Origin of the sequence: Pontibacter qinzhouensis (assembly GCF_008017455.1) — a bacterium.
GTDB classification, from domain to species: Bacteria; Bacteroidota; Bacteroidia; order Cytophagales; family Hymenobacteraceae; genus Pontibacter; species Pontibacter qinzhouensis.
This window is the reverse complement of record NZ_VRTY01000020.1, coordinates 42794-68993: the sequence shown is the minus strand read 5'-3', so window position 1 is coordinate 68993 and position 26200 is coordinate 42794. Positions and strand designations below refer to the sequence as shown.

At 45.9% G+C, this 26200-nt stretch carries 25 protein-coding genes; 8 read left to right on the top strand and 17 right to left on the bottom strand.

The annotated features are described in order from the left end of the window. Nucleotides 1–55 precede the first annotated feature (55 nt). From FVR03_RS07310 to FVR03_RS07285, 7 genes are all read right to left on the bottom strand, one after another. Nucleotides 56–475 (bottom strand): ArsI/CadI family heavy metal resistance metalloenzyme, encoded by a 420-nt coding sequence (locus tag FVR03_RS07310; protein ID WP_147921083.1) that lies wholly within the window; start codon nucleotides 473–475, stop codon nucleotides 56–58. 340 nt (nucleotides 476–815) lie between these two features. Further along, entirely contained in the window at nucleotides 816–2732 is a 1917-nt protein-coding gene (locus tag FVR03_RS07305; protein ID WP_147921082.1) for a DUF3857 domain-containing protein, read from the bottom strand. Between the two features lie 261 nt (nucleotides 2733–2993). Continuing rightward, nucleotides 2994–4838: a DUF3858 domain-containing protein gene (locus FVR03_RS07300; RefSeq protein ID WP_187270076.1), complete on the bottom strand. Its 1845-nt coding sequence runs from the start codon at nucleotides 4836–4838 to the stop codon at nucleotides 2994–2996. An 809-nt stretch (nucleotides 4839–5647) separates the two neighbouring features. Further along, a complete protein-coding gene (locus FVR03_RS07295) occupies nucleotides 5648–6016 on the bottom strand; it encodes a hypothetical protein (protein ID WP_255474111.1) in 369 nt (122 codons plus the stop codon). 184 nt (nucleotides 6017–6200) lie between these two features. After that, on the bottom strand, nucleotides 6201–6986 hold the full coding sequence (locus FVR03_RS07290; protein WP_147921080.1) for a TIGR03915 family putative DNA repair protein: 786 nt from the start codon (nucleotides 6984–6986) through the stop codon (nucleotides 6201–6203). 752 nt (nucleotides 6987–7738) lie between these two features. Further along, entirely contained in the window at nucleotides 7739–7867 is a 129-nt protein-coding gene (locus tag FVR03_RS24935) for a hypothetical protein (protein ID WP_255474110.1), read from the bottom strand. A 101-nt stretch (nucleotides 7868–7968) separates the two neighbouring features. Beyond that, complete coding sequence (locus FVR03_RS07285; protein WP_147921079.1) at nucleotides 7969–9234, bottom strand: putative DNA modification/repair radical SAM protein; 1266 nt, start codon at nucleotides 9232–9234, stop codon at nucleotides 7969–7971. 720 nt (nucleotides 9235–9954) lie between these two features. On the opposite strand from FVR03_RS07285, the gene FVR03_RS07280 reads away from it, so the two are divergent. The 5 genes from FVR03_RS07280 to FVR03_RS07260 all read left to right on the top strand — a co-directional run bounded on the left by FVR03_RS07280 (nucleotide 9955) and on the right by FVR03_RS07260 (nucleotide 15491). Continuing rightward, entirely contained in the window at nucleotides 9955–11853 is a 1899-nt protein-coding gene (locus tag FVR03_RS07280; protein ID WP_147921078.1) for a BamA/TamA family outer membrane protein, read from the top strand. A gap of 316 nt (nucleotides 11854–12169) precedes the next feature. Continuing rightward, nucleotides 12170–13006, top strand: coding sequence for a CvfB family protein (locus tag FVR03_RS07275; RefSeq protein ID WP_147921077.1), 837 nt, complete (start codon nucleotides 12170–12172; stop codon nucleotides 13004–13006). Between the two features lie 99 nt (nucleotides 13007–13105). Next, a complete protein-coding gene (locus FVR03_RS07270; RefSeq protein ID WP_147921076.1) occupies nucleotides 13106–13786 on the top strand; it encodes an oxidoreductase in 681 nt (226 codons plus the stop codon). 325 nt (nucleotides 13787–14111) lie between these two features. Next, entirely contained in the window at nucleotides 14112–14909 is a 798-nt protein-coding gene (locus FVR03_RS07265) for an SAM-dependent methyltransferase (protein ID WP_147921075.1), read from the top strand. 87 nt (nucleotides 14910–14996) lie between these two features. After that, nucleotides 14997–15491 carry a hypothetical protein gene (locus FVR03_RS07260; protein WP_147921074.1) on the top strand — a complete coding sequence of 165 codons (495 nt, stop codon included), beginning with the start codon at nucleotides 14997–14999 and terminating at the stop codon, nucleotides 15489–15491. 226 nt (nucleotides 15492–15717) lie between these two features. Here FVR03_RS07260 and FVR03_RS07255 read toward each other — a convergent pair whose 3' ends face one another. The 10 genes from FVR03_RS07255 to FVR03_RS07210 form a co-directional block, all read right to left on the bottom strand. After that, entirely contained in the window at nucleotides 15718–16659 is a 942-nt protein-coding gene (locus FVR03_RS07255) for a succinylglutamate desuccinylase/aspartoacylase family protein (RefSeq protein ID WP_147921073.1), read from the bottom strand. Between the two features lies 1 nt (nucleotide 16660). Further along, on the bottom strand, nucleotides 16661–17569 hold the full coding sequence (rimK, locus tag FVR03_RS07250) for a 30S ribosomal protein S6--L-glutamate ligase (protein ID WP_147921072.1): 909 nt from the start codon (nucleotides 17567–17569) through the stop codon (nucleotides 16661–16663). Beyond that, on the bottom strand, nucleotides 17566–18054 hold the full coding sequence (locus tag FVR03_RS07245; RefSeq protein WP_147921071.1) for an ATP-dependent zinc protease family protein: 489 nt from the start codon (nucleotides 18052–18054) through the stop codon (nucleotides 17566–17568). The genes rimK and FVR03_RS07245 overlap by 4 nt, the downstream gene beginning before the upstream one ends. An 89-nt stretch (nucleotides 18055–18143) precedes the next feature. Further along, nucleotides 18144–18593 (bottom strand): HAD family hydrolase, encoded by a 450-nt coding sequence (locus FVR03_RS07240; protein ID WP_147921070.1) that lies wholly within the window; start codon nucleotides 18591–18593, stop codon nucleotides 18144–18146. 84 nt (nucleotides 18594–18677) lie between these two features. Continuing rightward, entirely contained in the window at nucleotides 18678–18962 is a 285-nt protein-coding gene (locus FVR03_RS07235; RefSeq protein ID WP_147921069.1) for a hypothetical protein, read from the bottom strand. Nucleotides 18963–19463: 501 nt separating this feature from the next. Further along, the gene (locus tag FVR03_RS07230; RefSeq protein ID WP_147921068.1) at nucleotides 19464–19841 is read right to left on the bottom strand and encodes a VOC family protein; all 378 of its coding nucleotides are present in this window, start codon (nucleotides 19839–19841) and stop codon (nucleotides 19464–19466) included. Nucleotides 19842–19996: 155 nt separating this feature from the next. Further along, nucleotides 19997–20353, bottom strand: a complete 357-nt coding sequence (gene folB, locus FVR03_RS07225; protein WP_147921067.1) for a dihydroneopterin aldolase — start codon at nucleotides 20351–20353, stop codon at nucleotides 19997–19999. A 9-nt stretch (nucleotides 20354–20362) separates the two neighbouring features. After that, the gene (locus FVR03_RS07220) at nucleotides 20363–21319 is read right to left on the bottom strand and encodes a DivIVA domain-containing protein (protein ID WP_147921066.1); all 957 of its coding nucleotides are present in this window, start codon (nucleotides 21317–21319) and stop codon (nucleotides 20363–20365) included. 2 nt (nucleotides 21320–21321) lie between these two features. Beyond that, nucleotides 21322–22245 (bottom strand): WD40 repeat domain-containing protein, encoded by a 924-nt coding sequence (locus FVR03_RS07215; protein ID WP_147921065.1) that lies wholly within the window; start codon nucleotides 22243–22245, stop codon nucleotides 21322–21324. Between the two features lie 66 nt (nucleotides 22246–22311). Continuing rightward, nucleotides 22312–22536: a hypothetical protein gene (locus FVR03_RS07210; protein WP_147921064.1), complete on the bottom strand. Its 225-nt coding sequence runs from the start codon at nucleotides 22534–22536 to the stop codon at nucleotides 22312–22314. Nucleotides 22537–22621: 85 nt separating this feature from the next. Here FVR03_RS07210 and FVR03_RS07205 point away from each other — a divergent pair, with 85 nt between their 5' ends. The 3 genes from FVR03_RS07205 to FVR03_RS07195 all read left to right on the top strand — a co-directional run bounded on the left by FVR03_RS07205 (nucleotide 22622) and on the right by FVR03_RS07195 (nucleotide 26032). Beyond that, nucleotides 22622–23263, top strand: coding sequence for a 4'-phosphopantetheinyl transferase family protein (locus FVR03_RS07205; protein ID WP_147921063.1), 642 nt, complete (start codon nucleotides 22622–22624; stop codon nucleotides 23261–23263). Nucleotides 23264–23285: 22 nt separating this feature from the next. Then, on the top strand, nucleotides 23286–23876 hold the full coding sequence (locus FVR03_RS07200) for a thioredoxin family protein (protein ID WP_147921062.1): 591 nt from the start codon (nucleotides 23286–23288) through the stop codon (nucleotides 23874–23876). Between the two features lie 569 nt (nucleotides 23877–24445). After that, nucleotides 24446–26032 carry a sodium:solute symporter family protein gene (locus tag FVR03_RS07195; protein WP_147921061.1) on the top strand — a complete coding sequence of 529 codons (1587 nt, stop codon included), beginning with the start codon at nucleotides 24446–24448 and terminating at the stop codon, nucleotides 26030–26032. Nucleotides 26033–26200: the final 168 nt, after the last annotated feature.

Genomic DNA, 26200 nt, shown 5'->3' with positions numbered 1-26200 from the left:
GCAAATTCCCTTACCTGACTTCTGAGAATACTCTTACATTTTGAACGACTTATAATTAAATCGCAGCTGATTCCTCAATTATTGGCCGCGCGTTCTGGCCTTCGCCATAAATTGTGGAGGCACCAAATGTGTAAAAGGCTTCCCATTCAACTCCCTGTGGGTCTGCGATCCATGATTTCTCGGATTTAGCGTAGCAGCACGTACATTTCCCTTCTTCCCGAATCATACCTTTGGCCTCTTTCATGCGGTCGTAAACTTCTTTCAGTTCCTCCTCGCTTTCTACCTGAATGCCCAAATGCTCGATTCCTGCATTTTCTGAGTGCAGCGAAATAGCGAAGTTTATTCTGGGGTCCTCGAGCATCCATTTGGCGTAGTCTGGTTTTTGAACTGTTGGTGTAGCGGCAAATAAAGCAGAATAAAAAGCAACTGACTCTTGCAGGTTATTGACACGGAGGTTTACGTGAAATCTTTTCATGGCTATTTCTTTTTAGTGTTTCTGTTGATGTACACTCTGAAGACGCCAGCACCCGCAGAAAGACGCAGCTTTCTCTAATTATTTTTGATGCTCTCCGATTTTTTCGAAATCCACAGCATCATCCGCCAAAAAGACCACTTTACCCTTGACCCCAAAAGGGGCAATAGGCCTTTGGAAGGGCATTTTTATTTGAATAATTTGATTTAAGGTGATGAGCTTCAGCTTTTCCTGTAAAACGCGAAAGCAAGAACTGGAGGAGCTCTTGCTTTCGCGTTTTAAAATGAATTTTGGGCAGAAGAAAAAAATTGCCTGCTATTGCTTTTGCAGGTTACACTAAAGCTTAGGGCACATTCTTCACGAATACCACCTGCTGCTTATCAGCTTTCAACACAGTGTTCATAAACTCTATCAGGGCCGGATATTTGTCGGCGGGGTATCTGCCCTTCTCCATCTGCAGCGACCGGATGTAGAACACCTGCGTGCCTTCTACTGTTGTTTTAGCTTTGTAGACGCCAAAGACAGATTCAATTTCAACATCCTTCGGTTGCGATTCCAACGCATAGCCAACAGGTAATTGGTACATCACAGTGTCTATATCCAGAAACGACATTTGCCGTAACACATCGGTTTTTCGGTTTTCTACAGGGTTAGGTACGTAGTCCCATTTCGTCATCAGGTTTGGTGTAAGAAAAAGGCGCTTACCGCTGATGGTAACACACTTGGTCAGGCTGAGGTCTATTTTTTCGGTTACCTCCGGCACTTTGCTTTTTTTAAGATCAAGCGCAAAGTTGTTGATCTCGAATGCCGGTACGCTTACCTGCTGGTACAGCCACTTACGCTGCTCATCGGGTTTATAGCTGTTGATAACATTCTCGCGCGACTCCTGCTGAATTCCGGAATAGAGTGTAGTCACTTTAGCGGTTCCATTTCCGTGTTCATCAAGTTTCACCTCAATGCGGCGTTTCTGAACATTATCGTTTGCGCCATATTTAGGAGTTTTCACCACCTTCCCTCCTTCTGGTGTTATGAGCAGGGCATGGCGGTCGCCGGTGAAACTACCTGCGTAGCCAACAGAGTTTGTCTGGCTGGTGCACTCCAGCCAAATGGTATCTTTTGGCATGGGCACGCAAAGCACCGCATGGTTAAACTGCGAACTCGGGAAGTCCAGAATCATTTTGGGCGCATTGTCGCCGGCATTGATCAGGGTATAATAAGATTCGATGCCAGCTGTTTTTAATAAGGCTTTTGTGTAGTTAGAGAGGCCTTTGCAGTCGCCGTAGCCTTTGGCATCTACATAGCTCGCCTCAAATGGCTGCCAGCCGCCTATCCCTAACGACACGTTAATGTAGCGTGTCTTCGACTGCAAAAACTCATACACCTTTTGCACCTTCTCTTCCGGAGTTTTGCAGTTTGCCACCAGTGCCTGCACCTGTTTCTGGGTTGCTTCGGGTAGTACATCGCGGCCAGTGTTCAGTTTATTGATCCAGTGGCCAAAAGACTCCCAGCTATCCATGTTGCCAGTATACCCCTGCACCTCGAAATCGGAAGGAGCAGTTCTAACGGATGGTAAATATTCTGCAAATGAAGGGCCGTAAGGTTCCGGATCAGCTAAAGGAGCCAGTTGCGTCATGCGCCAGGTAAACACCTCGTGGGTGGCTGTTGCTGATTTTTCTACACCTTTCTGCAGGTTGGTTTCGCGGTAGCGCAGTGTCATGCCTTTCGGCATCGAAACTTGTAACATAGCAGCTTCTACTCCTACTTTAGTTCGCCTCTGTGGCATCCAGAAAGGATAGAACATCATGTTGTTGGAAGTAGTCTGGTATTCGTACTCCACTGTGTAAGGAAAAACCCCATGTGTCAGGTCTGCTACTTTGGCGCGGTCATCATCAAAAAGGGAGATATCAGACATAGCACTTATGTCTTTAATATCGCTCTTGCTCAACGACTTCACTTTTTTGCCAGCTGCGTTAAAAGTAGTGCCTTTTATAAAGTCTACTTTCGTGAGTTTATCGTAGTTCACATACAGTTTGGCGTAGTTCTGTCCGTCGCGGTTCAGCACTTTGATCGTGGCTTTTGTACGGTTAATGCCACTACCGGCAGCATTTACTGTAAAATATATTTCTTCGGAGAGCACCACCACATTGGCTCCCTTTTCAAGATCTGCCGGAGCAATAGTTTTGCCGGCTTCAGCATTTGCCTCGGCTGCCATACCACAGAGCCATGCCACCAGGCAAAAAGTATAGTAAAATTTAGGCATATAAATATTAATAAGCTGTTTCAGGAACAAAATGTAAAGTCGCTTTACTCCTATTCATTCTTTGGGAGATAAAGGGACTTATGATTTAAGACAATAGATTTTTATTATCTGTTGATCTTGTGAAAATAGACTGCTCCATTTCTAAAACTTATGTAGCAGTCCTGAACGTGGTTCGGTAGCACTTCCGTTGTCGCTCACTCAAATACTTATCCTGGCTGCCATAGCAAATGCTGGCAGCCAGGATAAGGAGCTACGACGGGCTTAGTTACTTTTTTTAAGTACAATTTGCTCGGCGTGCTTGGCTACAATCTGGTTATAAAACTCCTTGAGGTACTGGTATTCTTCGGCATAATAAATGGGCCTGTTGATGCTGATTTTGCTCATAACCTGTATTTCGGCTCCATTACGCTCTAGTATGTATGTAAACTTACCACCATTGTCTGGCAAGGTAACAGCAATGCTTTTTGGCGCTTCATCAACATCATAACCAGCCGGAATCTGGATTTTGCACATATAGGTTTCATCTAACGGATGCCCAAAATCTACCGGATAAGTTCGCTCCTGAAGCTTGAATGGGTTCTCTTTTTCGCCTTTGCTCAGCATAGGGTTCAGGTAAAGCACATCGTTATTCTGCCCGTTGCCCATGCCTGTAAATTCATAGACTATGTTAAGTGCTTTGTTCAGGTCTGCCAGGTTGCTGATGGTAGGCTTGCCAAATTTAATATCGCCTACCTCTTTGTTTCTTTTTTCAGCAAATTTCTCTTCGCCTTCGTCTTTTATGTTTTCGCGTAAATACAAGGCACTATAACCTGTGTTAGATTCGCTTACTTTACCCTTCATTTCGCCGTTAGCATCAATAGAAAGCTCTCCCATGCAAAAGGTAGTATAGTTGCCGGTGGGCTTCAGCGGTACCCAGCGGTGCGACTCAGTATGGATGATATACCCATCGCCATTCAGGCAACGGTACGGCAGCATACCTACTGGCAAAAACGGTTCGGTAGCATCTAGCAGCAGCTCTTTTTCGCCCACTTTTACATAGGCAATAACATAATTAAACTTCGACAACAGTGGAGAGCCTTTGTACACACGGCCATGCTGCCTTGTACTGAGCAATACCGGAGAGGCTGCTATATCAGCTTCGAGTAGCATGGCTGTTAAGAGCAGATTAATATCGGCAGAGTTGCCTGTTTTGCTGTCGAAGGCCTTGCGAGTGGTGTTGGTGGTGTAGTAGCCGTGGCGGCCATTCCATTTAACGGTGCTTTTAACAAGGTTGTAAATAGCCTCTACCTGCGCCTCTGGTGTTTTGTGAACTGCCTTAATAGCTGCTATTTCGTTCTTAAAGAAGCCACTACGCTTTAGTTGCGTACCGAAGCGTTCCTCCTCCATCAGTTTTTTAATAACATCCTGCCAGTTACCCGTCATCACTCGTGGGAACTCACCTGGCACTTTTACTTGCTGCAACTCAAAATCGAGGCGGGCCTGGTAATCGGATAGGGTAGTAATGTATTTTTCTTCCTGCAGGGCCGGTACATCCTTCATTGCCCAAACATAAGCTTCATTCTTTAAGTTAACATCGGCTGAGGCTGCTACATCTTTTTTGCTGGAGTAAAAGCTATGGTAACCGTTCTGCAGAAATTTGTAGTCGAAGTACTCCGGAATCTTTGCGCGGTATTCGCTCCAGACAGTTGGAATGGTGGTTTGGAACTCCCAGCTATTTAAGGTATACACAAAGTCGGAGCTTACGGTATAGGAATACTCAATTACAGAGCCTTCTTTTACGTTTGGCATAGTAAACTTTTTCTTCGAGTGGTTTTCGTCCAGTTTCTCGTCGAAAATGGCTTTAGACTCCAGCTTTTCTTTTACTATTTTACCGTTTTCGAGGTTGTAAGTAAAGCCTTTAACAGAGGTAATAACTTCTTTATCACCGTTTTTGCGGTAAAATGGCAGTTCTACCGTAGCCCAATCGTACCCAGACTTCTTCAGAATTTTAATACGGGTGTGTCGCTCGAAAACAAGCTTCAGAGCACCATTCAGATTGAAGTAGGAATACCCGTAATCCGATAGAATAACGGCAGCGGCACTGGTATCTTTTTCATAGGCTTTCATAAGGAGTTCTGCTTCACTTATTTTACCAAATTTGGCAGCTTCATCCTGGGCAAAAGCATCTGGAAGGCTATTGGAAAGATACAAAAAGAATAGAAAATAGAATTTTGTAGACATAAGAGCTTTCATAGGCAATCAACGTAAACTGAAATATATAATAAGTTAGATATTACTAAGTAGCTGGGCAACAGTATTTTATTTAGTAAGGCTTGAAAGAAAGCTCGTCTATCAAATAATTTTATAAATTAAAATATAATTTCTTAAATTTTCTAAATATCAGGCAAATTTTTTTCATAAAATATCCAACAAAAAATTAGTTACGCACGTAGCGAATTCTCGTGTTCCTTAAACCCACAGAAACTGAACATTATAAAACACGCTTCTATTATTTTGAACAGAAATTCTGTAGAAATGGATGTGAATAATTCAATAAGAAAGCAGATTATCTTTAATAAACCATACTTCATCCAACTCTTCAAGTGCTTAAAATTGAGCTTTATACCTTCCCAGCTTTAGCAGCAATATGCTCCTTAATTTTAATAGGCAAAGAAATGCAAGCACAATATAAGGCAGCATAGCTCTCTTACTGTACACAAGTGTATATCAGTGTGGCGGCGCAAGTAAACCTGATCAAAATGAAATACCTTCTGGGACTCGGTTCTCAGGAAAGGTGGTGCCCAAAGCAGTCGATTATAAACAGCAAAAGGCCAGCCCGCACATGTGTACAGACTGGCCTTTAAGAAATTATAAACCAGAGTAAATACTGTAGAACAGTTTAAAGTACCGACTACAGCCTTACAAGTTGAGCAATATTATAGATAAGAAGAAAAATTATTGTTGTTCTGCCAGAAATCACGGCACGCTTCGCGCTGCTGCTCCAGGAACTCACGATCTTTTTTTAAAGCTTTCCAGTCGCCGAGGCCTAGCCTTTCACATAACCTAAAAAAGCTGTCGCCTTGGTTACGGTTACCTCTAACTTGTACTAAAGCACTTAACAAGGGCCTTCCGGCTGCATATTCTTCCTCAGAAATCTCATCGATGACCTCATTTAACTGGCACTTCTCGTAGGAGTTCTCCAGATTCAGGCCTAATTCGGCTTCTATTACTAAATTTTGAAATGACATCAGGTGGGCTCTTCCACGGGCTACTTGTATGAGTTTCTTTCGTACGCGGTTATTCATAGTGAAAAATTAAGTTTATAGCAGGAGGCAATGCAACAATCCGAAATAAGATGGGTGCCTTACTGCCTTAAATTAAAAAAAAGATATATAGCTTTATACGCATCTGCTACAGCTTTGGTTATGGTTCGCGCTATTACTGAACAACTGTAAGCAGGCACATACCTCGCACCTGCTGTCACTAAAGTTAAGTTTTAAATTGCCTTGGCTGCTTTTCGGAGAGGTATTTCCAATAGCGTTTTGGCACATGCCGCAGGTGCAGTTTCGGGTTTTTACGCTCCGGAATATTCACATGATCGAAGTACACCTGCCAGAGTTCCTGATATTTGGCTTCTTCCGCATCAAAAGCAGACTTCTGGAGCACACCTTGCTGCTTTACAGGCAAGTCTGTTTTTTCTAAACTTACAAGGGTAACAGTCTGCAGGTCGTAATAGGTTCCGTAGCGGCGGTTGAGGTCGTATAGCACCCACCGCTGATCGGCGTAGCGTTTCTGAAAATGATCGATTATAAGCGGAAGCACATTGTAATCTGGGGAGATGGCTGCATAATATAGTCCATCCTGTGTTTTTTGGAAGCGCACAAAGGCCTCCATACGGTGTTTTTCGCGATGAACCTGCTTACTTGCCTGTTGCACCTGCAGCACACAGTCGGCCGTAAAATTACCTTCTATATTCTCGGGACTACTGAAGGCCAGGCGCACATAGTGAAACAGCAGCATTTCGAAACCTGGCTGCTCCCACAGGTAAGTGTGGTACAAAGACCGCAATGCTCCGGCTGAGAGGCGCTGCTGCAAGCCTTGCCACACCCTGTTCGCCTTGGCATCGTCTGTTGTTACGGCAACTGTCTGGCCTAGCAACAACGGCTGCGCCTGGTGCTCCGGCTCAATTTTGTCTGGCCAGGCCTTGCGCTCGTAAGCTTCAAACACAACAGTCAGCAAACCCTCAAAAGAGCCATCGTAGGTGTATAGAACCATGAATATAGTATTTTGCCAGCCACACACTTCTGGTGCGCACCAATTATCTCCTTCGGGCAAATATCCCGAAGAGTTACAAGCAGAACCTGTAGCTTATGTTTTAGCGCCAGATCAGGCGGTGGAGATGGGCCTAGCTTTTACCCTTGACCTATTTTAGCCTTTTTAGCGTTGGAAGGGCTTATTCATTTAAATAATTTAAAAGCAGCGGCTACTTTAGGTAAGCCATCAGCATAGCAAGTAAACCTAAAAGCTTCCGCAGAAAAAATCTTGTCTTCTCCATGTGGGTATCATTTTTACATATTGCCAGATTAAAAGTAAGCTTGTTTCAGGGTTAAGCGCCTAACAGCAAAAGTGGGTATCAAAAACCATGCACTTTCTGTGAAGCTACTCTGCTTAGTTTTAGTGCCAATATAAACCTGCTACTTTCTGCAGGTACTGCCTCCCTTTCAAAACCACGGCTTTACCTTCCGTTCTTAAGGCATCATTACCCTTTAATAGCAGGCAGAAGATGTTTGTCTCACCACTTGAAGTTGTATTTCTTTCATGGTGAATTTCGGCGGATTAAAATCTGGTAACTAAAAAAGCTTTGTGAAGCTGGAGCAGGTTGTAAAAGTAAAAATGGAAGAACCGGTAATAGGTTTAAAACCTCCTGCGCCCGAACAAACCTTATAAAAGCGAGCTGTTTAAGTGCGTTTACTGCAAGTTGCAAACTTAATGAGGTGCGTACGGAGCCATAGTAATGGTAGAGGTATTTAGTTAGATTTGGCCTTTTGCTGTTTAGAATCGGTTTGCAAGCCGGAGGTAAGGCGCTGCAGGTGAGGAACCAACATGTTGAGTTTGCAGTAGCAGGTAATGCGGGCAACTTTTGTGTTATTTCTCATGATCTTTTCTTTTTGAGTGTTACAAATTTTAATGTCTGAATTGTTTGTACCATGAATCATTTTCTTTTCAGCTAAAGCCTTATTTGCAAATAGAGGCAACTCTAACTGGCCTGCTGAAACAAGTCGAGCTGCTGCGTCAGTAGGGCGCTCCTAACGGAGCCACCACCAAAAAGTATCTTCTGGCGAATGTAGTGTGAGTCAAAGTCCTGGCGCTGCAGGCTTTTGGTCTGGCAGGTAACAAAATATTTGGCCCGCTTCAGCACCACGCCCATTTTGCGCAGGTGATCGAACTGCAGGGGCGCAAACCGCCTTGCCGACACTATTTTCTTTGCCGACTTCACTCCTATGCCCGGCACCCTCAAAATGAGCTCATAATCGGCTGTGTTCAACTCCACCGGAAACGCATGCCTGTTACGCAACGCCCACGACAGTTTCGGATCTATATCGAGGTCGAGGTTTGGATGCTGCTCATCCACAATCTCCTGTACATCGAACCCATAAAAACGCATGAGCCAGTCGGCCTGGTAAATGCGGTTTTCGCGGATAATGGGAGGCTCGGTTATAATAGGTAACCGAATGTCGGTGCTAATAGGCACGTAGCCAGAATAATATACCCGTTTCAGGTTGTAGCCTTTATATAGCTGGTTCGAGAGCTGCAGTATCTGCCGGTCGTCTTCAGCCGAGGCCCCTACTATAAGCTGTGTGCTCTGTCCGGCCGGAGCAAACGCGGGAGCCGATTTAAACAGTTTCTGCTCTTCTTTTGCCAGCACCAGTTGCTTGCTGATAGCCCCCATCGGCTGCAGCACCTCTGCGTAATTCTTTTCCGGAGCCAACTGCTTCAGACTTTTCTCCGATGGCAGCTCAATATTCACACTTAACCTGTCGGCATACAGGCCGGCTTCTTTTATAAGCTCTTCGCTGGCACCTGGTATTGTCTTTAAATGAATGTAACCGTTAAACTTTTCTTCTTGCCGCAGCTTTTTGGCCACCCGCACCAGCCGCTCCATGGTATAGTCGGCATTTTTAAAAATGCCGGAGCTTAAGAAAAGCCCTTCTATGTAATTGCGGCGGTAAAAATTAATGGTCAGGTCTACTACTTCCTGAACCGTAAAAGCTGCCCGTTTTATATCGTTGCTTTTCCGGGTAACACAGTAGGCGCAATCGAAGATGCAGAAATTCGTCAGCAGTATCTTTAACAACGAAACACAACGACCATCTTCGGTATAACTATGGCAGATGCCCATGCCCTCTGCATTTCCCAGCCCCTTGTTCTCGTTCTTCCGTTTTCCTCCACTCGAAGAACAAGAAACATCGTACTTGGCAGCATCTGCTAATATTCTTAGTTTATCAGTTATCTTATTGTCCATCTAGCGCTTATGTCCGTCTTTGATGTTTTAAAGATAGCAGTTGCAGAAAATTAAAACTATTAAAATTAGCAAAAGTTATTCACATTGTTTTCCACAAAGCACCTTAAACTAATAATATTAGCATAACATATTATTCAATAATCTCGCCTAAAATTGATTTAATGCCCACTTTTAGCCTTAAGGCACGCTACCTGCTGCACTCTCCCTGAGGCATAAAAACGAAGCTGAATTATTTAAATGAAATGAGCCTTCAGAAGATATCTTCCCTAAAAATGGTCAAGGGTACTAGGCTTCACAGATTTCAAAGAGCTTTCACCAATAACCTGTGCAGCACACCAGTTTGTACCAGATTGACAAAGAACCTATTTACAAAATCGTGCCACAGCTATGGCAGCGTAATGTTTAGCCAACTCACCGGCTCGTAATTGGCTCAGAATGGGTTACAACTGCTTTTTAGCTTACAGGCAGTAGCACAAAAAGGAAAAGCCCGTGCTAGAATGGTCTCACTTTTCCCAATTTGGCACCACAATCCACTCATTCATACTTTTCCTTGGTCACTCCTTCCGCCACGCTTTTATTTGGTTAACCTGCCAGCGTACCCTAAACCGTGCCAGTTGTACAAATTCTTACTCAAATACTCATCAAAAACGTAACATAAAATCTGAAAGAATACGTTATATTGGGAGGTTAAACCCTAACCGGATATCCACTGACCATTACATGCGCTTATTGCATTGCCTTTTTACTCGTACCACTTTACTGTGCCTCCTGAGCGTGTTGCTACTCGCCAGCGTATGCCATGCCCAACAGGAAGCCGGTACCAGCAAAAAAGACAGCTTAAAAACTACCCAGACCGACACCACCAGGCAAAAGTTCGATGAGCGGGTAATGAGCAACCTTCGCCAGATATCGCAGCGGAAAACCATTATGGGCAAGTTGCTGAAAGCGGTACTGGTGTTCGACCGGCGCGACGAGGAAGTGTATGGTTTGGATGCAGAACTGATAGAACGCGAAAACGAGCGCCATAACTACAAAGTAGTGCGCCATATTGAGATAAAGACCCTGAATGCCTTTGGTTACTCTATACACGACACCACCAGGGTGCCGGTCAATATTCTGGAAAAAGCGGGCAACTCGCTCCACATGAAAACCCGGCAACGCCTCATCCGGAACAAACTATTATTTAAAAGCTTTGAGTACCTGGAGCCACTGGCGCTTGTAGAGTCGGAGCGTTTACTCCGCCAAACCAGTTACCTGCTCGACGCACGCGTGATGGTAAATGAGTTCACCTCCACCGAAGACAGCGTAGATATTTACATTATAACAAAAGATGTGTTCAGCCTGGGCGGCTCCGGCTCCTACTCACCGTCATCAGGTGCTGGCCGGGTAGCAGTTCGGGAGCTTAACTTTCTGGGGCTCGGCCACCAGTTGCGCACTTCGTACAGGTTTAACATGGAGCGCCCCCGGCCCTGGGAGTTCACAAGTGCCTATACTATCGAGAACATCGGTAATTCTTATATTTCTGCCGATGTGATTTATGCGAACGAGAACTTCTATAAAGAACGAAGTGCCTACCTGCGGCGCGACTTTTTCTCGACTAACACAAAATATGCAGGTGCGGTGGGCACTAAATGGGCCGATGAGCAGATCCTGCTCCCGCCGGTAGCCGCAGATTCTCTTCCGTATTTCAGCAATATAGAATACACGCGGCACGAAGCCTGGATTGGCAGAGCCTTTAAGTTTAAAACCTATAACCTGGGCTTTGAGCCACGGGCACGCACCATTGTAGCCATGCGCGTTATCAACACCAACTACAGCTACTCTCCATCGCCTAGTTTCCAGAGCAACACGTTAATTTTAGGTAGTTTAGGGTATAGCGTGAGGCGCTATTATAAAGACCGGTTCCTGTTCGGTTTTGGCCGTACCGAAGACGTGCCAGCCGGCAGCCTGTTTTCGTTTACCTATGGCTACGAAAACGGCAGGTTACAAGATCGCTTCTATTTCAGCACCGAAGGTTCTTTTGCAAAATATAGTCCGGCTTTTGGGTATTTTTTTGGGCGCGCGGCCTATGGCTCTTTTATCCGGAACAGGAACCTGGAGCAGGGCGTGCTGGATCTGGAAACGATGTATTTTACAAAGCTGTCGGAATGGGGCAACTGGAAACTCCGGCATTATGTGTTAGGCAGAGGCACGTTTGGCGTAAACCGTTTTCCGGAAGAACTCCTGACCATTAATAACGAAAGCGGGCTGCGTGGCTTCCGCTCCGATTTTGTGCGGGGCAGCAAACGCCTGACCATTAATTACGAAGCGAACCTCTACACGCCTTTCTCGCTCTTCGGTTTTAGGCTGGCAACAGTGGCTTTTGCCGATGCAGCCTGGATCTCTACCGGCAACAAAAGCTCCCCGTTAAAAACCAAACCTTACACTGGCTTTGGCATCGGGTTCAGGTTCCGAAACGAGTACCTCTCTTTCAGCACCATCCAGATTCTGCTGAACTACTATCCTAAAGGACCGCCTTTCCAGGATTTCAACAACGTCAGGATTTACCAGACGAGCCGGCCTTTCTACGACTTCGCCGACTTCCGTTTTATTCAGCCCGGCTTAGCCGAGTTTCAGTAGCTTATACCCTTGGCATTTTGAAGGCTAAAATCCTTCTGGAGACTGTTTTCATTTGAATAATTGCTGGTTGTGAACTGTTAGTTGTTGATTGTTAAATGGCTAAATTGTTGCCTTTGCCATGGGCAGTTTTGATCGAGAGGCAGTTTAACTCATAACTTTTAACTCTTAATTAATGAAGCTTCTTTTCTGCCTGCGTATATTTAAAATGGTCCGTAGCCACCAGCAGGCGCAGTCCCAACAATAACAGATTCTGCTTTTACCCCAACCGCTATTTCTGTAGCTTTGTACAACAGCAGCATAAATTAACGCACATACCATGGTAGACTTAGGCAATTACAATACATTAGAGATTAGTAGAACCGTAGATTTTGGCGTGTACCTCACCTCCGAAGATGGCGACATTCTGCTGCCTAACAAGTACATACCAGAAGGCGCTCAGGTAGGCGACATGATACGGGTATTTGTGTACCGCGACTCCGAAGACCGCGTAATTGCCACCAACCTCACGCCTTATGCCACCGTGGGCGAGTTTGCCTGCCTCACCGTAAAAGACAGCACACCTTTTGGTGCTTTCCTGGACTGGGGCCTCGAAAAAGACCTGCTCGTGCCGTTGCATAACCAGAAAGAGAAAATGGTGCCCGGCCGCAAATACTGTGTATACCTCTACGTAGACGAAACCTCCGACCGCGTAGTAGCCACCGCCAAGCTCGGCAAATACCTGCAGAACGACGACATTCAGCTGGAAGAAAACCAGGAAGTACCGCTAATGGTCATTGGTTCTACCGATATTGGCTACAAAGTGCTCATCGACAATAAGTACATGGGTATTTTATTTAAGAACGAGGTGTTCCAGAAAGTGGAGACAGGCGATAAACTTACCGGTTATGTTAAAACCATCAGGCCCGACAATAAAATAGACGTGACCCTGCGCCGCAGCGGAGGCGGCTTTAACGAAGTAGGCGAAGCAACCGAACAGATTCTGGACCTGCTCCGGCAACACGACGGTCTGCTCTACCTCACCGACAAAAGCAGTCCCGAAGAAATTTACGAGCTACTCGGCATGAGCAAGAAAAACTTTAAGCGCGCAATCGGTAGCCTGTACAAAGCTGGCAGAGTCGTGCTGGCAGCCGACCATATCAGGCTGGTTCCTTAAAAACTGCTTATTCTGGATTTTTGCTCAATTAAATACAACATTTAAGCCCGTAAAACGGTACATCGCGTAAGGCCAGCTTTAAGAGTCTGCCTGTATGCTATGAAGAAAACTAGAACTGCACTTATTGCCGGTGCCAGTGGGCTGGTCGGCGGACATTGTCTGCACCTGCTCCTCGATTCAGACCGTTACGACCAGGTAATATCTGTTGGCCGCCGCGATTTACCTATTATCCACCCTAAACTGGACCAGAAGGTACTTGACTTCGACCAGTTACAAAAACACAAATCAGATCTGGCGGCCGACGATGTGTTCTGCTGCCTGGGCACCACCATCCGGAAGGCCGGCTCCAAAGATGCCTTTCAGAAAGTAGATTACCAGTATGTGGTGCAGCTGGCAGAACTTGCGCTTAGTAAGGCTGCCTCGCAGTTCCTGGTGGTATCGGCTATGGGTGCCGATGCCAATTCGCTGTTTTTCTATAACCGTGTAAAAGGCAAAATGGAGAAAGAAGTTTCGGGTATGGGCTACGACTCAGTACATATTTTCAGGCCTTCGTTGTTGTTAGGCGAACGCGAAGAACAGCGTACCGGCGAAGAACTGGCCAGCAAAGTCATGCGCCCCCTCAGCAACCTGCTCATTGGCCCGCTCGAAAAATACAAGCCTATTCAAGGCGAAACTGTGGCCAAAGCTATGCTGCACGCTGCCGCGCAAGACAAAAAAGGCGTACACATTTACCCTTCAGACGACATAGAAGAACTAGGAAACGTAGCCCCTCCAGCCTAGAAAGATGTTAGCTACTAGATTTTTGATATTTGATATTAGATATTAGATATTAGATTTTAGAGCTTTAGGAGTTAAATAGTTTTCATGATCTTATACACTCATGCACTCAATCAAAAATTATCTTCTCCATCTTCAGATTTTCAACTCTTCCCATCTCCACATCAACCATTAAACCATTTCACAATCAGCAATTAACATCCAGCAATTATTCTAACAAAAACAGCCTTCCGAGGGTTTTTGAGCAAAAAAGAGTCAAGGGTGATGCAACGTTCAGCACCCTCCCCATTACTCTACTCCCGCTGAAGCACTCTAAAACAACGCCACCATGAAAGAACAACAGCTGCAACATGTGTTTCCGAAAGCATCGCGCTACGACCCTGATTGGGTCCGCACACACTCGATGGGCGAAAACGTGCTCCTCAACCTCGAGAGCCTTACTAAGTCGCTTCAGCTAAAACCAGGCATGCGGGTGCTGGATCTGGGCTGTGGCAAAGCCATTAGTTCTATTTTTCTGGCCAAAGAGTTTGGAGTTACAGTTTGGGCCGTAGACGAAGCCATATCGGCCAGTGCCAATTATGAGCGCATTATGCAGCAAGGGTGCGAGCAGCAGGTTATCCCGATAGAGGCCGATGCCCGTGCCCTCCCCTTTGCCGATGAATACTTTGATGCCATTATTGTAATCGACTCTTACACCTATTTCGGCACCGACGAAAAGTACCTGCCCTATATTGCCCGTTTCCTGAAGCCAGACGGCAACATTGCCCTGGTAGATGTTTGTTTCACGAAAGAGATAGAGACACTGGAGCAGGTACCCGACTTTTTGAAAAAGGATTATCAGAACTATTGGTACTTTATTCATACGGTGGGCTGGTGGCAGAAACTGTGGGAGAAAACCGGTTTGGTACACATAGAAGAAGCCTGCATATTGGCAGAGGCCGACCTGGTACGCAAAGAGTACATCCGGGATTATACAGAGGCAAAAAAACCAGATCCATTTGCAAGAGCCTTACAACTTGATGATCAAGGATTTATTTCTTTTTTTAAACTGATAGGTAAGCGAACTTCCAAAACAGCTTACCTGCAAACCTACAAGCCAGCCGATAAAAAGAAGATGAAGAAATAATTTTACGTTTTTACATCGTTAGAACTTTTAACTTTGCAGCCTCACGGCCCAAAGGGAGCCGCTGGTATTACAAACTATTACATAACCATGAAAAAAATTATCAGATTAACTTTCACTTTACTGATCGTAATCGTGTGTGCAGTGGGCGCACAGGCTCAGAGTGGCTATTCTACCGGTATCGGTTTCCGGGGTGGTGTGGCATCGGGACTTACCATTAAGCATTTTATTAAGAGCGATGCCGCTTTAGAGGGCATCATCAGCACCCGTTTTCGCCACAGAGGCACTACCCTTACCTTACTGTACGAAAAACATGCGCAGGCATTTAATGTAAGTGGCTTGCAATGGTACTACGGCTTAGGTGGTCACGTTGGCTTCTACGAAGGCGCTTACTACTACGACCGTGGCCACAGACGCTACGGCGACCGCCATGTTCTTGGTTTAGGTATTGACGGTATTTTGGGCCTTGAGTATTATATCCGCGATATTCCGTTTACCATAGGTGCCGACATTAAACCTTACATTAACATACCAAGCGGTGGCGGCTTCTGGGATTCTGCCCTGCACGTGCGTTACGTGTTCTAGAATTTAGATACTAGATACTAGATTGTTTCAGCAATATGAAGGTGCTTCAGGCACAAAAAAGGAGAACTCTTTAATTGGAGTTCTCCTTTTTTGTGCCTGACCATTGTTACACCTAAAACTGAGTTTTCACTGCAAAGTTTACAAGCAAATGTTGGTAGATTAGTAATCGCAAATAATGCCATCAAGTTTAAATTTCTAGCATCTAAAATCTAATCTAGCTTCTAATTTAAAAAGCAATATGCACCAGTGCATCGCCCTGGTTTACTACAGGCATGTTGTTCAGTCCGATGATATAGCCTGCTGAAGTAGCTATTATCTTCACCTCCATTTCGCCATACGGATCGGTAATGGTTCCTAATAACTGGTTCTTTTTCACCTGCTCCCCTGTCCTCACAATACTTCTGAAAAGCCCTGCATTCTTTGCCCGTATCCAGACATCTTTGTGACAGACTACTGGTTCTTGCGCAGCTGCCGGAGCACCTGCCATCATGCCCAGGTGGTGCAGAAACCGGCAGGTACCTTCTATGCCAGTGCAAATGCCCACTTCATCAAACCGCAACGATTCACCTGCCTCGTACACCAGAATAGTCTTGCCGTGCTTCCAGGCTTCTTTCCGGAGCGAGCCGGTCCGGAAACTGGCATCGAGCACAAAAGGAGCACCAAATGCCTGCGAAAGCTCCACGTTTTTAGGATAATCGAGCACGCACCGAATTTGCGGGTAGTTAGATCGGCTCGATCCGCCCGTATGAAAATCAATGCCGTAATCGATGTAAGGCATCACTTCTTTCATAAACCGGTAAGCCACCCGGCTGGCAAGTGAGCCTTCATTACGCCCCGGAAAGCTGCGGTTCACATCTTTGCCATCGGGCACATCGCGCGAGAAGTTCAGAAAACCATAGATGTTGAGAATGGGCACAGCGATTATAGTGCCTCTGAGCGGGTACAGCATCTTTTTGCCCAGCATGCGCCTGATGATCTCGATGCCGTTTACCTCGTCGCCGTGCATGCCGGCCATGAGCAGTACTACCGGCCCATCGTGCACCGACCGGAACACGTACACTGGTATTTCAATTACGGTGCCGCTCGGCAGCTTCGAAATATTTAGTTTCGTGAGTACTTTCTCACCTCTGTCTATTGACCTCCCGTTTATGGTTATGGTTTCTGGCATGCTACTCGCTTACGTCTTTCTTTTTGGTGAGCTTCCGTTTTACAAGCTCTTCTGTAAATTCTATTATTTTTCCGGCTATATCTTTTTGTGTGGCTTTCTCTATTCCTTCCAGTCCTGGCGAAGAGTTTACTTCCAGAATAAGAGGTCCGCGTTTCGACTGCAGCATGTCTACACCGGCTACGTTCAGGCCGAGCGATTTAGCTGCTAGCAAAGCAGCGGCTTTTTCCTGGCGCGATAGTTTTATGAGCGTTGCCTTGCCGCCACGATGCAGGTTAGAGCGAAACTCACCTTCTTTGCCCTGGCGTTTCATGGCACCTACTACCTCACCATTTACTACAAAAGCCCTTATGTCGGCTCCGCCTGCCTCTGCCACAAACTCCTGTACAATAATACGCGCCTCTAGGTTATGGAAAGCCTCTATTACCGACTCAGCGGCTTTCTTGGTTTCGGCCAGCACCACGCCCAGGCCCTGCGTACCTTCCAGCAGTTTAATCACCAGCGGGGCTCCGCCTACTTCTTTTACCAATTCAGAGGTTTCTTTGGAGTAGTTCGTAAAAGCTGTTTTAGGCATGCCCAGCCCGGCACGTGCCAGAATCTGGAGGCTGCGCAGCTTATCGCGGGAACGCACAATGGACTGGGAGCCTACAATGCTTTTTACTTTCATCATTTCGAACTGGCGCACTACGGCTGTTCCGTAAAAAGTAACCGAAGCCCCTATTCGGGGAATTACAGCATCGAAGCCGGTCAGTCGCTCACCTTTGTACAGGATGTGCGGGTTTCCTTGCTCCACTATCAGGTCGCAGCGCAAATGATCGAGTACTACGGCCTCGTGCCCCCGCTGCTCTGCTGCTTCTACCAGTCGTTTGGTAGAGTACAGCTTTGGGTTGCGGGAGAGAATGGCTATTTTCATAAAAGATTTTTTTTCTGTTTGATGTTAGTTTTTTTACCGACGTTTTTACGGGAAACATCCACAATAAACCGGCCCCGCAACAATGTCCGGCCAATCAGCACCGGGTATTTCATGTCGCTGCGATCTGAGAGCGAAAACTCTGCTTCAATTTCCTCATCGAAAAACTTAATGCGGGTACGGATAACATACCGCTGCTGCACCTCCCCATTCGAGCTTTTTATATCGCGGAAGGCATAGTGTTTAAATGTTAACCTACGATGGTTGTATTGCGGGTGCGAAGGGTCCAGCAGGTCCAGGCTTATGACCTTGGTACCGTCTACCAGCACTTCTTCGTGTATGTCGGAGCAATGAATAGCCGAGGTATAGGCACCTGTATCGATCTTAGCCTCAATCTCGGCCAGATCAAGCTCAGGAAACGACACACGTTCGCGCCTCCCGATAATTTTTTTTTCCTGCTTTGGGGTGTTTTTCTTTTCCTCTCTCATCAGAGGTTAAATATACGATGCTGAAATTTATGGTTGCCAGGCAATGCAAGAAGTCTATTGTTAAGAAAAGGTTAAGTTGCAGAAGCAACCTAGTTATCATTACATGTATTTATTATTTTATCCAACCAATCAAGATCATTCTTCAACAATAGAATGGTTTTAAAATTAAGTTTTTCTCCTTCTATCGCAACACCTGCTGCATCATCTATATGTAGATCAATATTAAATGCTGGAGGATATTTAGAGCAACTAAGGTTCTTAGTCTGTAATTTGGCACGATTAAGTGCTTCATTTATAACAAAATCGGTTCTGATGCCATAGGTCAGAAGTTGAAACCTGATCCAGGTAATATTGCGATAGGAGGTTGTATAGATCCCGACTTTGTGTCCTCTACGATTCAATTCTTTAAATAAGAATGTAGCTCCCATTCTAATCGGTTCTATTCCTATCAGGCGTTGAAAAAAATTTCTCTTTTCTGTAGCAAAATCGTCTTCTTGAAACGGAATAAGTGTACCATCCAGGTCAAATGAAACTGTCATTGTGGATCTTCCATCGTTGTGGTAAATTGTGAGACAAAGCAACTAGTACATCAGTGCAAAAATAGCAACATGCTGACTCACTATCTATAAAAGCACTTTTAGCAATCCCTCCCACTCTTCTTCCAGCGTAACGGCAGGCCTGGTTTTGCTGGCTCTCCGGTACCAGTAGTCAGCGTTCCAGGCATCACCTTCCTTGCGGTGCAGGTAGGCGTGTATCCAGGCAGCATTTTTATCGGGTAGGGCCTGGACGAGCACGTGTGCTTTTTCCCAGTTGCCTTTGGCATCGAACCAAAGCGCCTGCAGGTAAACCGATATACCAGCAGGTGGCGCTGTAGCAGAAAGACTTTCTTTGAAGGTCGTTAGGTTCATAGCATTGGTTATACGCCCTGGAGGTGTTTGCAGTTAAAATGGCTTTGGAAGGGCAAAAGTATTTAAATAATTTGAGTGTCGAGAATATTCAGGCACTAGTTACTTCTGCCGCGAGTTTAGGCGTAGCCGTAACTCGCGGTACAAAATGAGGCAAGTTTTTAACTTCCGGAAGCAGGACATTAGTAGATACTTTCCATTTTAGTTTAAGCAGAAAATGACATTAACCTAGCACTAGCGGAAAGCCTTGAGTTGATCTTTGATTTAAGTAGTGGTTTACGCAAGTTAAAAACTCCCATGTACTACCACGAGCTGAAAGCTCGCGGCAGTGAGATTTTTTCAAATTCTGGCTATATTCTCTTTTCTCCCATCAAGCAAAGCTCAAATATCTTCAAATTTCCACATCATTAAATCAACAACTTACCACATCTGCCTTTCTCAAATTATTCAAATGAAAACAGCCTTCTGAAGGTATTTTGCTCATTTTCCTCCAAGGGTCGATCGTTACTTTTTCAGCACTGATGTTATCCACCACACATTGCCTGTCGGGTCGGTTACGCCGCAGCTTCGGCCGTATTCCTGGTCGGCTGGCTCTGTTACAGAACTTGCGCCATTGTCGAGGGCGAGCTGGTAGGTTTGGTTGGCATCTTCTACGTACACAAACAGGTTGGCTGTTTGCGGCTTCCATTGCTCGGTGGCATCGCAGTACATAATGGTGCTGCCGTTTAGCTGCACTTCGGCATGCATAATATGGTCTGCATCGCGCATGGCGCTGTAGGTTTCCTGAGCTCCAAACACGGCACTTACGAAAGCTTTAAATTTATTTGCCCCCGCCAGCATCAGGTAAGGCATTACGTTCTGGTGTGTTTTCGGAATTTCCATAGGTCTCTTAAGTAAATATGAAATGAAGCAGTCGTAATAATGAAAGAACGCAGTTCCTGCATATTAAAGATACATAAAACAACACTGTTTCCTTCAAAAGCAAAAGCAGCTGACTTCTTTAAAACCAGCTGCTTCTGTTATCATATTCTAAATTTTTAACGTGCCTCTTCCAGGGTAACCTTGGCCCACTTGCAGATGCCGCCAAGCGGAGGGTTAAACTTATAAACCTGCACCTTTACCGACTCTACAAACGGAAACCGTTCATAAATCTTATCTATGATCCGGTGGCCCAGGTGCTCCAGCAGCCTGGCAGGCACTTTCATCTCTTCTACTACCAGCGCATAAAGCGTTTCGTAATTCACAGTCTGGTGCAGGTCATCAGACTCGGCAGCACGGCGCAGGTCGGTGCTCAAAAACAGGTCTATGCCGTATTTGTTGCCGATTTTCTGTTCCTCGTCGTAATACCCATGAAATGCGAAAAACTCCAGGCCTTCCAGCGCAATTTGTCCCATGCTATTCTGCTACCCTAGCTCGTCGAAGAAAGAACCTGCGGTTTGTTTTACTGGTTGCTGCTGCTGACTGTAGCTTCTGGATGGCTCCGTCATAGGCGGCTGTATTTCAGGCTCATCAGGTTTAATTGGTTGAATATCCGGTATCGGCTGCTCTATTTCCGGGCCGGGGATGCGACCTGGGTAATCCGGCTCCGGTTGCTCAATTTCCGGGCCCGGTATGGTTGGAACCGGCGTTACCGGGTTCGGAATTTCAGGGATTGGTTGTGTAACGTCTGGTGCAGGATCGCCAAAGGGTTCTACCTCATTTACAATCTGCAGGGCAACTGGCGTGGCAGCTACCGGGTATAAATCTTCGCTTGTTATTTTCATTTCTTTCAGGTTATGCAGCAGCTCTGGTGTGTGTACTTTTACGTCTACTGCTCTTGAAAGAATACTCAATGTGTTAGCTTTAGGTTTTGCGTTTGTCTTCTCAACTTTCTCTAACGCATCGTTTGCCAGGTTCTTAAGGTCGCGCACCATGCTGTCGAGGTAGCTTTCGAGGCGCTGGTAATCCTGCTCCAGGGCTTTAACCTCCTGCTGCATCTCGGTCAGCACTTTGCCTGCTTTTTGGTTGGCATCCTCTAAAAGGGCGCGTGCCTCGTTGCGGGCCTTGTTCAGCAGCTCATCCGACTGCAGCTGTGCCTCACGGGCTTTCAGCTCAGCCGATTTGGTAGCCTGCTCTAATATGCTGTTGCCGGTATCTTCGGCTGTTTTAAGTGTTTTATAGAGAGATGACTCCACCTCGCGCAGCTTTTGGGTTTCGCGGTGAGCAGTGTCCAGCTTATTGCGCAGATCTTTGTTCTCATCCAATAATTTTTCCCATTGTTGCGACAAGGTCAGCAAAAAAGCATTTACCTCATCCTTGTCTAAACCCCTGAAAGCCTTCTCAAATGTTTTTTGCCTGATTTCTAACGGTGTAATCTTCATATTCAACTCAATTTAATGTCCCAGACCGATATGGTGCGATCATCGCTACACGAAACTAACTGATTATGATGAGCCGTCCAAAATAATTTATTCACGGAAGTGCCATGACTCGCATTCCGGACTTTATCGATCACTTTCAGTAACTTAAAGGTGCGGGCATCCCAGATCTTTATCGACTTATCCATGCTGCAGGTGGCAAAATGGCGGCCATCGGGGCTATAGGCAATATGGTTGATGGTATACATGTGGGCTATAGTATAGCCGCGCTCTTTGTAGCCCTGCTGCACCTCCCACACCCGCAGGTGCGCGTCGCGGCCACCTGTTATAAGCAGGTCGCCTTCAGGAGAATAGGCCACTGTAAACACCGAGTTCGTGTGGTTTTTCAGCTCGTGCTTCAGCTGCATGGTGGCCGCATCGAATATGCGGATGCTGTTGTCGCTGTAGCCAACGGCCAGTTCCTGGGTGTGCGAGTTCAGGGCCAGCGAACGGGCGCTTTGGTCGGTGCTGCGGGTAATGGTTTGCAGCTCAAAGGTATCGGCTGCTAAAATACAAACCCCGCCATTGCCCTGCGCCACATACACCTTGTTCAGCAAAGCGCTGTATTTAATATCGAAAATGGCCACTTTCGGCAGCGACACCGATTTTAAAATAGCTTTGTTCTGGAGGTCGATCACCTGCAGGCCTTCGTTGTTCTGCCCTATCAGCAGCAGGTTACGGAAAGGCACGTAACTGAGCGCGTAAACTGAGCTTGTAACACGCGCTATCAGTTCTCCATTTTCGGGATCGTTCAGGTTCCAGGCGGCCACCATACCGTCTCCGCCCGCCGAGAAAACAACATGGTTCTCGCCGGAAGGCTCCAGGGTGTAAATGCAGTCGCGGTGACCGGTAAGTGTATGTAGTTTTTGTACTTCTATTGTAGTAGCCATGCCAGCTGTTTCTTCGTTTATAATGGTGCCTGCTTCAGTTTCGGCTATATCGTAAACCCGATATCCTTACAAGCGCTTAATTTTTTTTAAATTTACAATTAAAAAGCAAGCACTATAGACTGCGTCATAACTTATCGGAAATTGAATTTGTATCTCTCCAGGAAACAGGATACAAGTATCACGACTCAAGACATATGACTTTTTTTCTTTTGTATTTTTCGTAAAACTTTTTTTCCAGGAAGTACTGTCGCTGTCTATAACAGGTTCTGTTGCTTCTGCTCCACTTTTCATGTGGTTAATTGCCAATGTGCATGTGCTTCAGGAGCATCAATTTCTAATTTTTAATTTCTAATTTGGCAGGTATTCTGCCCAACCTATGCCCCTCATCCAAACCATGCAACCCGCTCCGCGCACCCTTATCGGCATCTGGCAAATAGAGGAGCCTGCTGCTGAACTTTATGCTGCTTTGCCACCACAGGCAGATCTAAGTGCTCTGCAAGGCAAGGTGCACCCAAAGCGCGAGCAGGAGTGGCTGGCCAGCAGAATGCTGGCTTACACGCTTTTGCAGCAGTTTACAGAGGTACCACTGGTGCTGTGCCGCAACGAACACGGAAAGCCTTATTTTGAGCAAAGCGATATCCAACTATCTATTACCCACTCTCCCCAACTGGCTGCCGTTATAGTTTCAGCAGATCATCAGGTTGGCATAGATATTGAACTGGTAAGCCAAAAGGCACTCCGGGTGGCAGACAGGTTCCTGGCCGAAAGCGAGAAAACCTGTACGGCAGGCGACGACATAAAAACCTGCCTCTACTGGAGCGCGAAAGAAACATTATACAAGATGTATAGCAAAAGAAACCTTATATTTAAGGAAAACATCCTGCTGGCTCCTTCCGAAACCGAAAACACGTTACGGGGACTTGTTCAGACAGCGAACTTTTCCAGGTCATATGAGGTATGTTTCGAAAACGTTGACAACCATATTCTCACGTATTGCATAGACAACGCTATTGTATAAAATCTACCCAAACAAACTTCACATGAAAAAATTAGCCTCTATTGCCGTAGCCCTGCTTTTAGCCGGAAGTGTTTTTGCGCAGTCAGGCAGTTATAAACTAAACGACAAGGTGGCTAATTTTTCGCTGCAGGATGGCAAGAACAAAACGGTGTCGTTAACCGACTTTGCTGGCAAAAGAGCAGTGGTGGTGGTGTTTACAAACAATAATTGCCCTTACTCAAAACTCTACGAAGAGCGACTTGTAAACCTGGCCGGCACGTATGGCAGCAAAGGCATTCAGTTCGTGTTTGTGAACCCGAGTGTGGGTACCGGCGAGGCTAGCGAAACATTGCAAGAGTTGGCTGCCAAAAACTACAGTTTCCCGTACCTAGCCGACCAGGAGCAAAGCCTGAGTGGAAAGTTCGGAGCCACCAAAACCCCGGAGGCCTTTGTGCTGCTCCAGACCGATGGCCAGTTTACCCTCAAATACAAAGGCGCCATAGATGACAACCCGCAGGTAGCGGACCAGGTAAAAAACTTTTTCCTGAAAAACGTAATTGAAGAAGTATTGAGCAACAAAACTGTTACCTCGCTGGAAAGACGCGCAACCGGCTGTTTGATTAAAAAGTATTAATAGCGAAAAGCCTGCTATATATGTTTTTACCTGAATTATTCTAATGATTTTGCCCTTCAGAAGGTTTTTATGCTCTGGAAGCCTCAAGGGTTAAAATAACACTACAGCTCCTTTCAGCAAGAATCCCCTGATCCAAAGGTATATCTTTTGATCAGGGGATTCTTGCTGAAAGGAGCTGGCAAATCAGATCTTTACCACACCTGCTGATACCTCCGGCCATGGCCACTTCCTTGCCACCACCTCCCTTGCCTCTTTCCCTGCACCAACATTTAATCATCAAAAAAAGAAAACTATTGTTAGTTATAAATTAAACTTTTATTACATTTATATATAAATCACCCATTCATATAATAACAAGACAAACCTGAACTACAAAACACCTCCTAAACCCCGGAATTAACCTTGCAGGGCACTTTTTAGTACAGCGGCAGCTTTGGCAGTTGAAAAGTGAAATAAGTTGATCCGGAAGTACCTGCTCTATAAACAGCAGCAACAGGAGGCGAAATGGAACAGCAGCATAAAAGAGCAAACAGCACTTCATTTTTAAAATAAAGCACACTCCCATTGGTATGGAAACATTGCACCTTGTAGACTACATCATCATTTTTATTTCGCTGGCGGTATCGCTTTATATGGGTTTGCGGTTCGCAAATAAACAGAATTCCACCGATAGTTACTTTGCAGCCGGAGGCACTATTCCTGCCTGGGCCATTGGCATGTCGATGCTGGCTACGCTGGTGAGTAGCGTTACGTTTCTGGCTTACCCTGGCGAGGGCTTTTCATCGAACTGGATTTTGCTGGTGCAGGGCATTATGGTGCCGCTGGTGCTGGTGGGCATGGTCTGGTTTATAGTGCCGCTCTACCGCAAAGTTATCGGCTTGAGCACCTACGAGTACTTTGAAAAGCGCTTTGGGGCTTTTGCCCGTTTCTACAGCTCGCTGGCCTTTATCCTGACACACTTCTCTAAAATGGGCACCGTTTTCTTTCTGCTGGCCCTGGCGCTGGCCAACATGACGGGAGCTAACACCTTTGCCACCATCTGGGTTATCGGCCTGCTGATTATTGCCATTACCTTGATAGGTGGCATTGAAGCTGTTATCTGGCTCGATGTTATACAAGGTTTTATGCTGATTGCGGGTGGCATCGTGTGCTTTTTTATTATTATGTATTCTGTGGAGGGTGGCCCTGCTGCCGTATGGCAAATTGCCGAAGAGAATGGTAAAACCGGCTTTGGCCCTTACGAGTGGAATTTCACGAAGCTTACCTTCGTAGTTATGGCCCTGAACGGGGTGTTTTACGCCATCCAGAAATACGGCACCGACCAGACTATTGTGCAGCGCTACCTCACCGCCCGAACCGACAAAGCGGCCGTGCGGGCCTCGTTGATGGGTGTGTTGCTAACAGTTCCGCTGTGGGCGCTGTTTATGTTTATTGGCACTGCTCTATACGTGTTTTACCTGCAGAACCCCTTGCCAGATGATATGCGCCCCGATGCGGTTTTCCCGTACTTTATTAACACCCAGCTCCCTATTGGTGTAACAGGGCTTATACTTTCTGCCCTCATTGCAGCCGCTATCTCCAGCCTCGACTCCGACCTGAACTGCCTGGCAGCGGTGGGAGTGGCCGACTATTACAAACGCTTTAAACCTAACCGCCCCGATGCCGAATACCTGAAAGTAGGCAAATGGATTGTAGTAGGATCAGGTTTAGGTGCTATACTAATTGCCAGCCTTTACCTTTCGGCTGGTGAAGAAGGTGTGCTGGGCATTGTGTTTACGCTTTACTCGATTTTTTCAGGCGGTATAGCCGGTATCTTCCTGCTGGGGCTGTTTAGTGCCCGTGCAAATAAGCAAGGTCTTAACATTGGCATCATCTCCTGCATCGTGTTTACGACCTATGCCTTTCTGTCGTCTACTGCTTTCGACTTTGGAAGTGGCAAAAAGTTGCTGCTCGACCTTGGAGACTTTAACTTTACGCAGCACAAATACATGCTGGGCGTGTACAGTCACCTGATCGTTATAATTGTAGGTTATGTGGCCAGCTTGTTTTTCCCGAAACCGGTGCTCGATAAAAACCTGCTATACAGTGGCTGGCTCGAAACACACCGCAAAGAAAAGAAAGCCCGCAAGACAGCCGAAGAAATGTATACGCATTAGTGCTGAGCAAAATTAAAAATTAGAAATTCAAAATTAGAAATGATAGCAGAAGGATGCTCTTAAAAATTTAAAGCCTGCTCTAAAAATCAATTCAGTGCACTGCCTAATTCCAGGCAGAGAATGGCTATTTGAGGCAGAAGTATTGTAGTATATGACATATTCCTGGTT

What these genes read in the sequence shown, in the direction of transcription:
- FVR03_RS07235 (WP_147921069.1), bottom strand. Translation starts at nt 18,962, where the DNA reads ATGAACCTAACGACCTTCAAAGAAAGTCTTTCTGCTACAGCGCCACCT.
- FVR03_RS07215 (WP_147921065.1), bottom strand. Translation starts at nt 22,245, where the DNA reads ATGGCTACTACAATAGAAGTACAAAAACTACATACACTTACCGGTCAC.
- FVR03_RS07305 (WP_147921082.1), bottom strand. Translation starts at nt 2,732, where the DNA reads ATGCCTAAATTTTACTATACTTTTTGCCTGGTGGCATGGCTCTGTGGT.
- rimK (WP_147921072.1), bottom strand. Translation starts at nt 17,569, where the DNA reads ATGAAAATAGCCATTCTCTCCCGCAACCCAAAGCTGTACTCTACCAAA.
- FVR03_RS07210 (WP_147921064.1), bottom strand. Translation starts at nt 22,536, where the DNA reads ATGAAAAGTGGAGCAGAAGCAACAGAACCTGTTATAGACAGCGACAGT.
- FVR03_RS07295 (WP_255474111.1), bottom strand. Translation starts at nt 6,016, where the DNA reads ATGAATAACCGCGTACGAAAGAAACTCATACAAGTAGCCCGTGGAAGA.
- FVR03_RS07240 (WP_147921070.1), bottom strand. Translation starts at nt 18,593, where the DNA reads ATGACAGTTTCATTTGACCTGGATGGTACACTTATTCCGTTTCAAGAA.
- FVR03_RS07280 (WP_147921078.1), top strand. Translation starts at nt 9,955, where the DNA reads ATGCGCTTATTGCATTGCCTTTTTACTCGTACCACTTTACTGTGCCTC.
- FVR03_RS24935 (WP_255474110.1), bottom strand. Translation starts at nt 7,867, where the DNA reads ATGAGAAATAACACAAAAGTTGCCCGCATTACCTGCTACTGCAAACTC.
- FVR03_RS07230 (WP_147921068.1), bottom strand. Translation starts at nt 19,841, where the DNA reads ATGGAAATTCCGAAAACACACCAGAACGTAATGCCTTACCTGATGCTG.
- FVR03_RS07310 (WP_147921083.1), bottom strand. Translation starts at nt 475, where the DNA reads ATGAAAAGATTTCACGTAAACCTCCGTGTCAATAACCTGCAAGAGTCA.
- FVR03_RS07205 (WP_147921063.1), top strand. Translation starts at nt 22,622, where the DNA reads ATGCCCCTCATCCAAACCATGCAACCCGCTCCGCGCACCCTTATCGGC.
- FVR03_RS07255 (WP_147921073.1), bottom strand. Translation starts at nt 16,659, where the DNA reads ATGCCAGAAACCATAACCATAAACGGGAGGTCAATAGACAGAGGTGAG.
- FVR03_RS07245 (WP_147921071.1), bottom strand. Translation starts at nt 18,054, where the DNA reads ATGAGAGAGGAAAAGAAAAACACCCCAAAGCAGGAAAAAAAAATTATC.
- FVR03_RS07220 (WP_147921066.1), bottom strand. Translation starts at nt 21,319, where the DNA reads ATGAAGATTACACCGTTAGAAATCAGGCAAAAAACATTTGAGAAGGCT.
- FVR03_RS07200 (WP_147921062.1), top strand. Translation starts at nt 23,286, where the DNA reads ATGAAAAAATTAGCCTCTATTGCCGTAGCCCTGCTTTTAGCCGGAAGT.
- folB (WP_147921067.1), bottom strand. Translation starts at nt 20,353, where the DNA reads ATGGGACAAATTGCGCTGGAAGGCCTGGAGTTTTTCGCATTTCATGGG.
- FVR03_RS07275 (WP_147921077.1), top strand. Translation starts at nt 12,170, where the DNA reads ATGGTAGACTTAGGCAATTACAATACATTAGAGATTAGTAGAACCGTA.
- FVR03_RS07270 (WP_147921076.1), top strand. Translation starts at nt 13,106, where the DNA reads ATGAAGAAAACTAGAACTGCACTTATTGCCGGTGCCAGTGGGCTGGTC.
- FVR03_RS07300 (WP_187270076.1), bottom strand. Translation starts at nt 4,838, where the DNA reads ATGAAAGCCTATGAAAAAGATACCAGTGCCGCTGCCGTTATTCTATCG.
- FVR03_RS07285 (WP_147921079.1), bottom strand. Translation starts at nt 9,234, where the DNA reads ATGGACAATAAGATAACTGATAAACTAAGAATATTAGCAGATGCTGCC.
- FVR03_RS07260 (WP_147921074.1), top strand. Translation starts at nt 14,997, where the DNA reads ATGAAAAAAATTATCAGATTAACTTTCACTTTACTGATCGTAATCGTG.
- FVR03_RS07195 (WP_147921061.1), top strand. Translation starts at nt 24,446, where the DNA reads ATGGAAACATTGCACCTTGTAGACTACATCATCATTTTTATTTCGCTG.
- FVR03_RS07265 (WP_147921075.1), top strand. Translation starts at nt 14,112, where the DNA reads ATGAAAGAACAACAGCTGCAACATGTGTTTCCGAAAGCATCGCGCTAC.
- FVR03_RS07290 (WP_147921080.1), bottom strand. Translation starts at nt 6,986, where the DNA reads ATGGTTCTATACACCTACGATGGCTCTTTTGAGGGTTTGCTGACTGTT.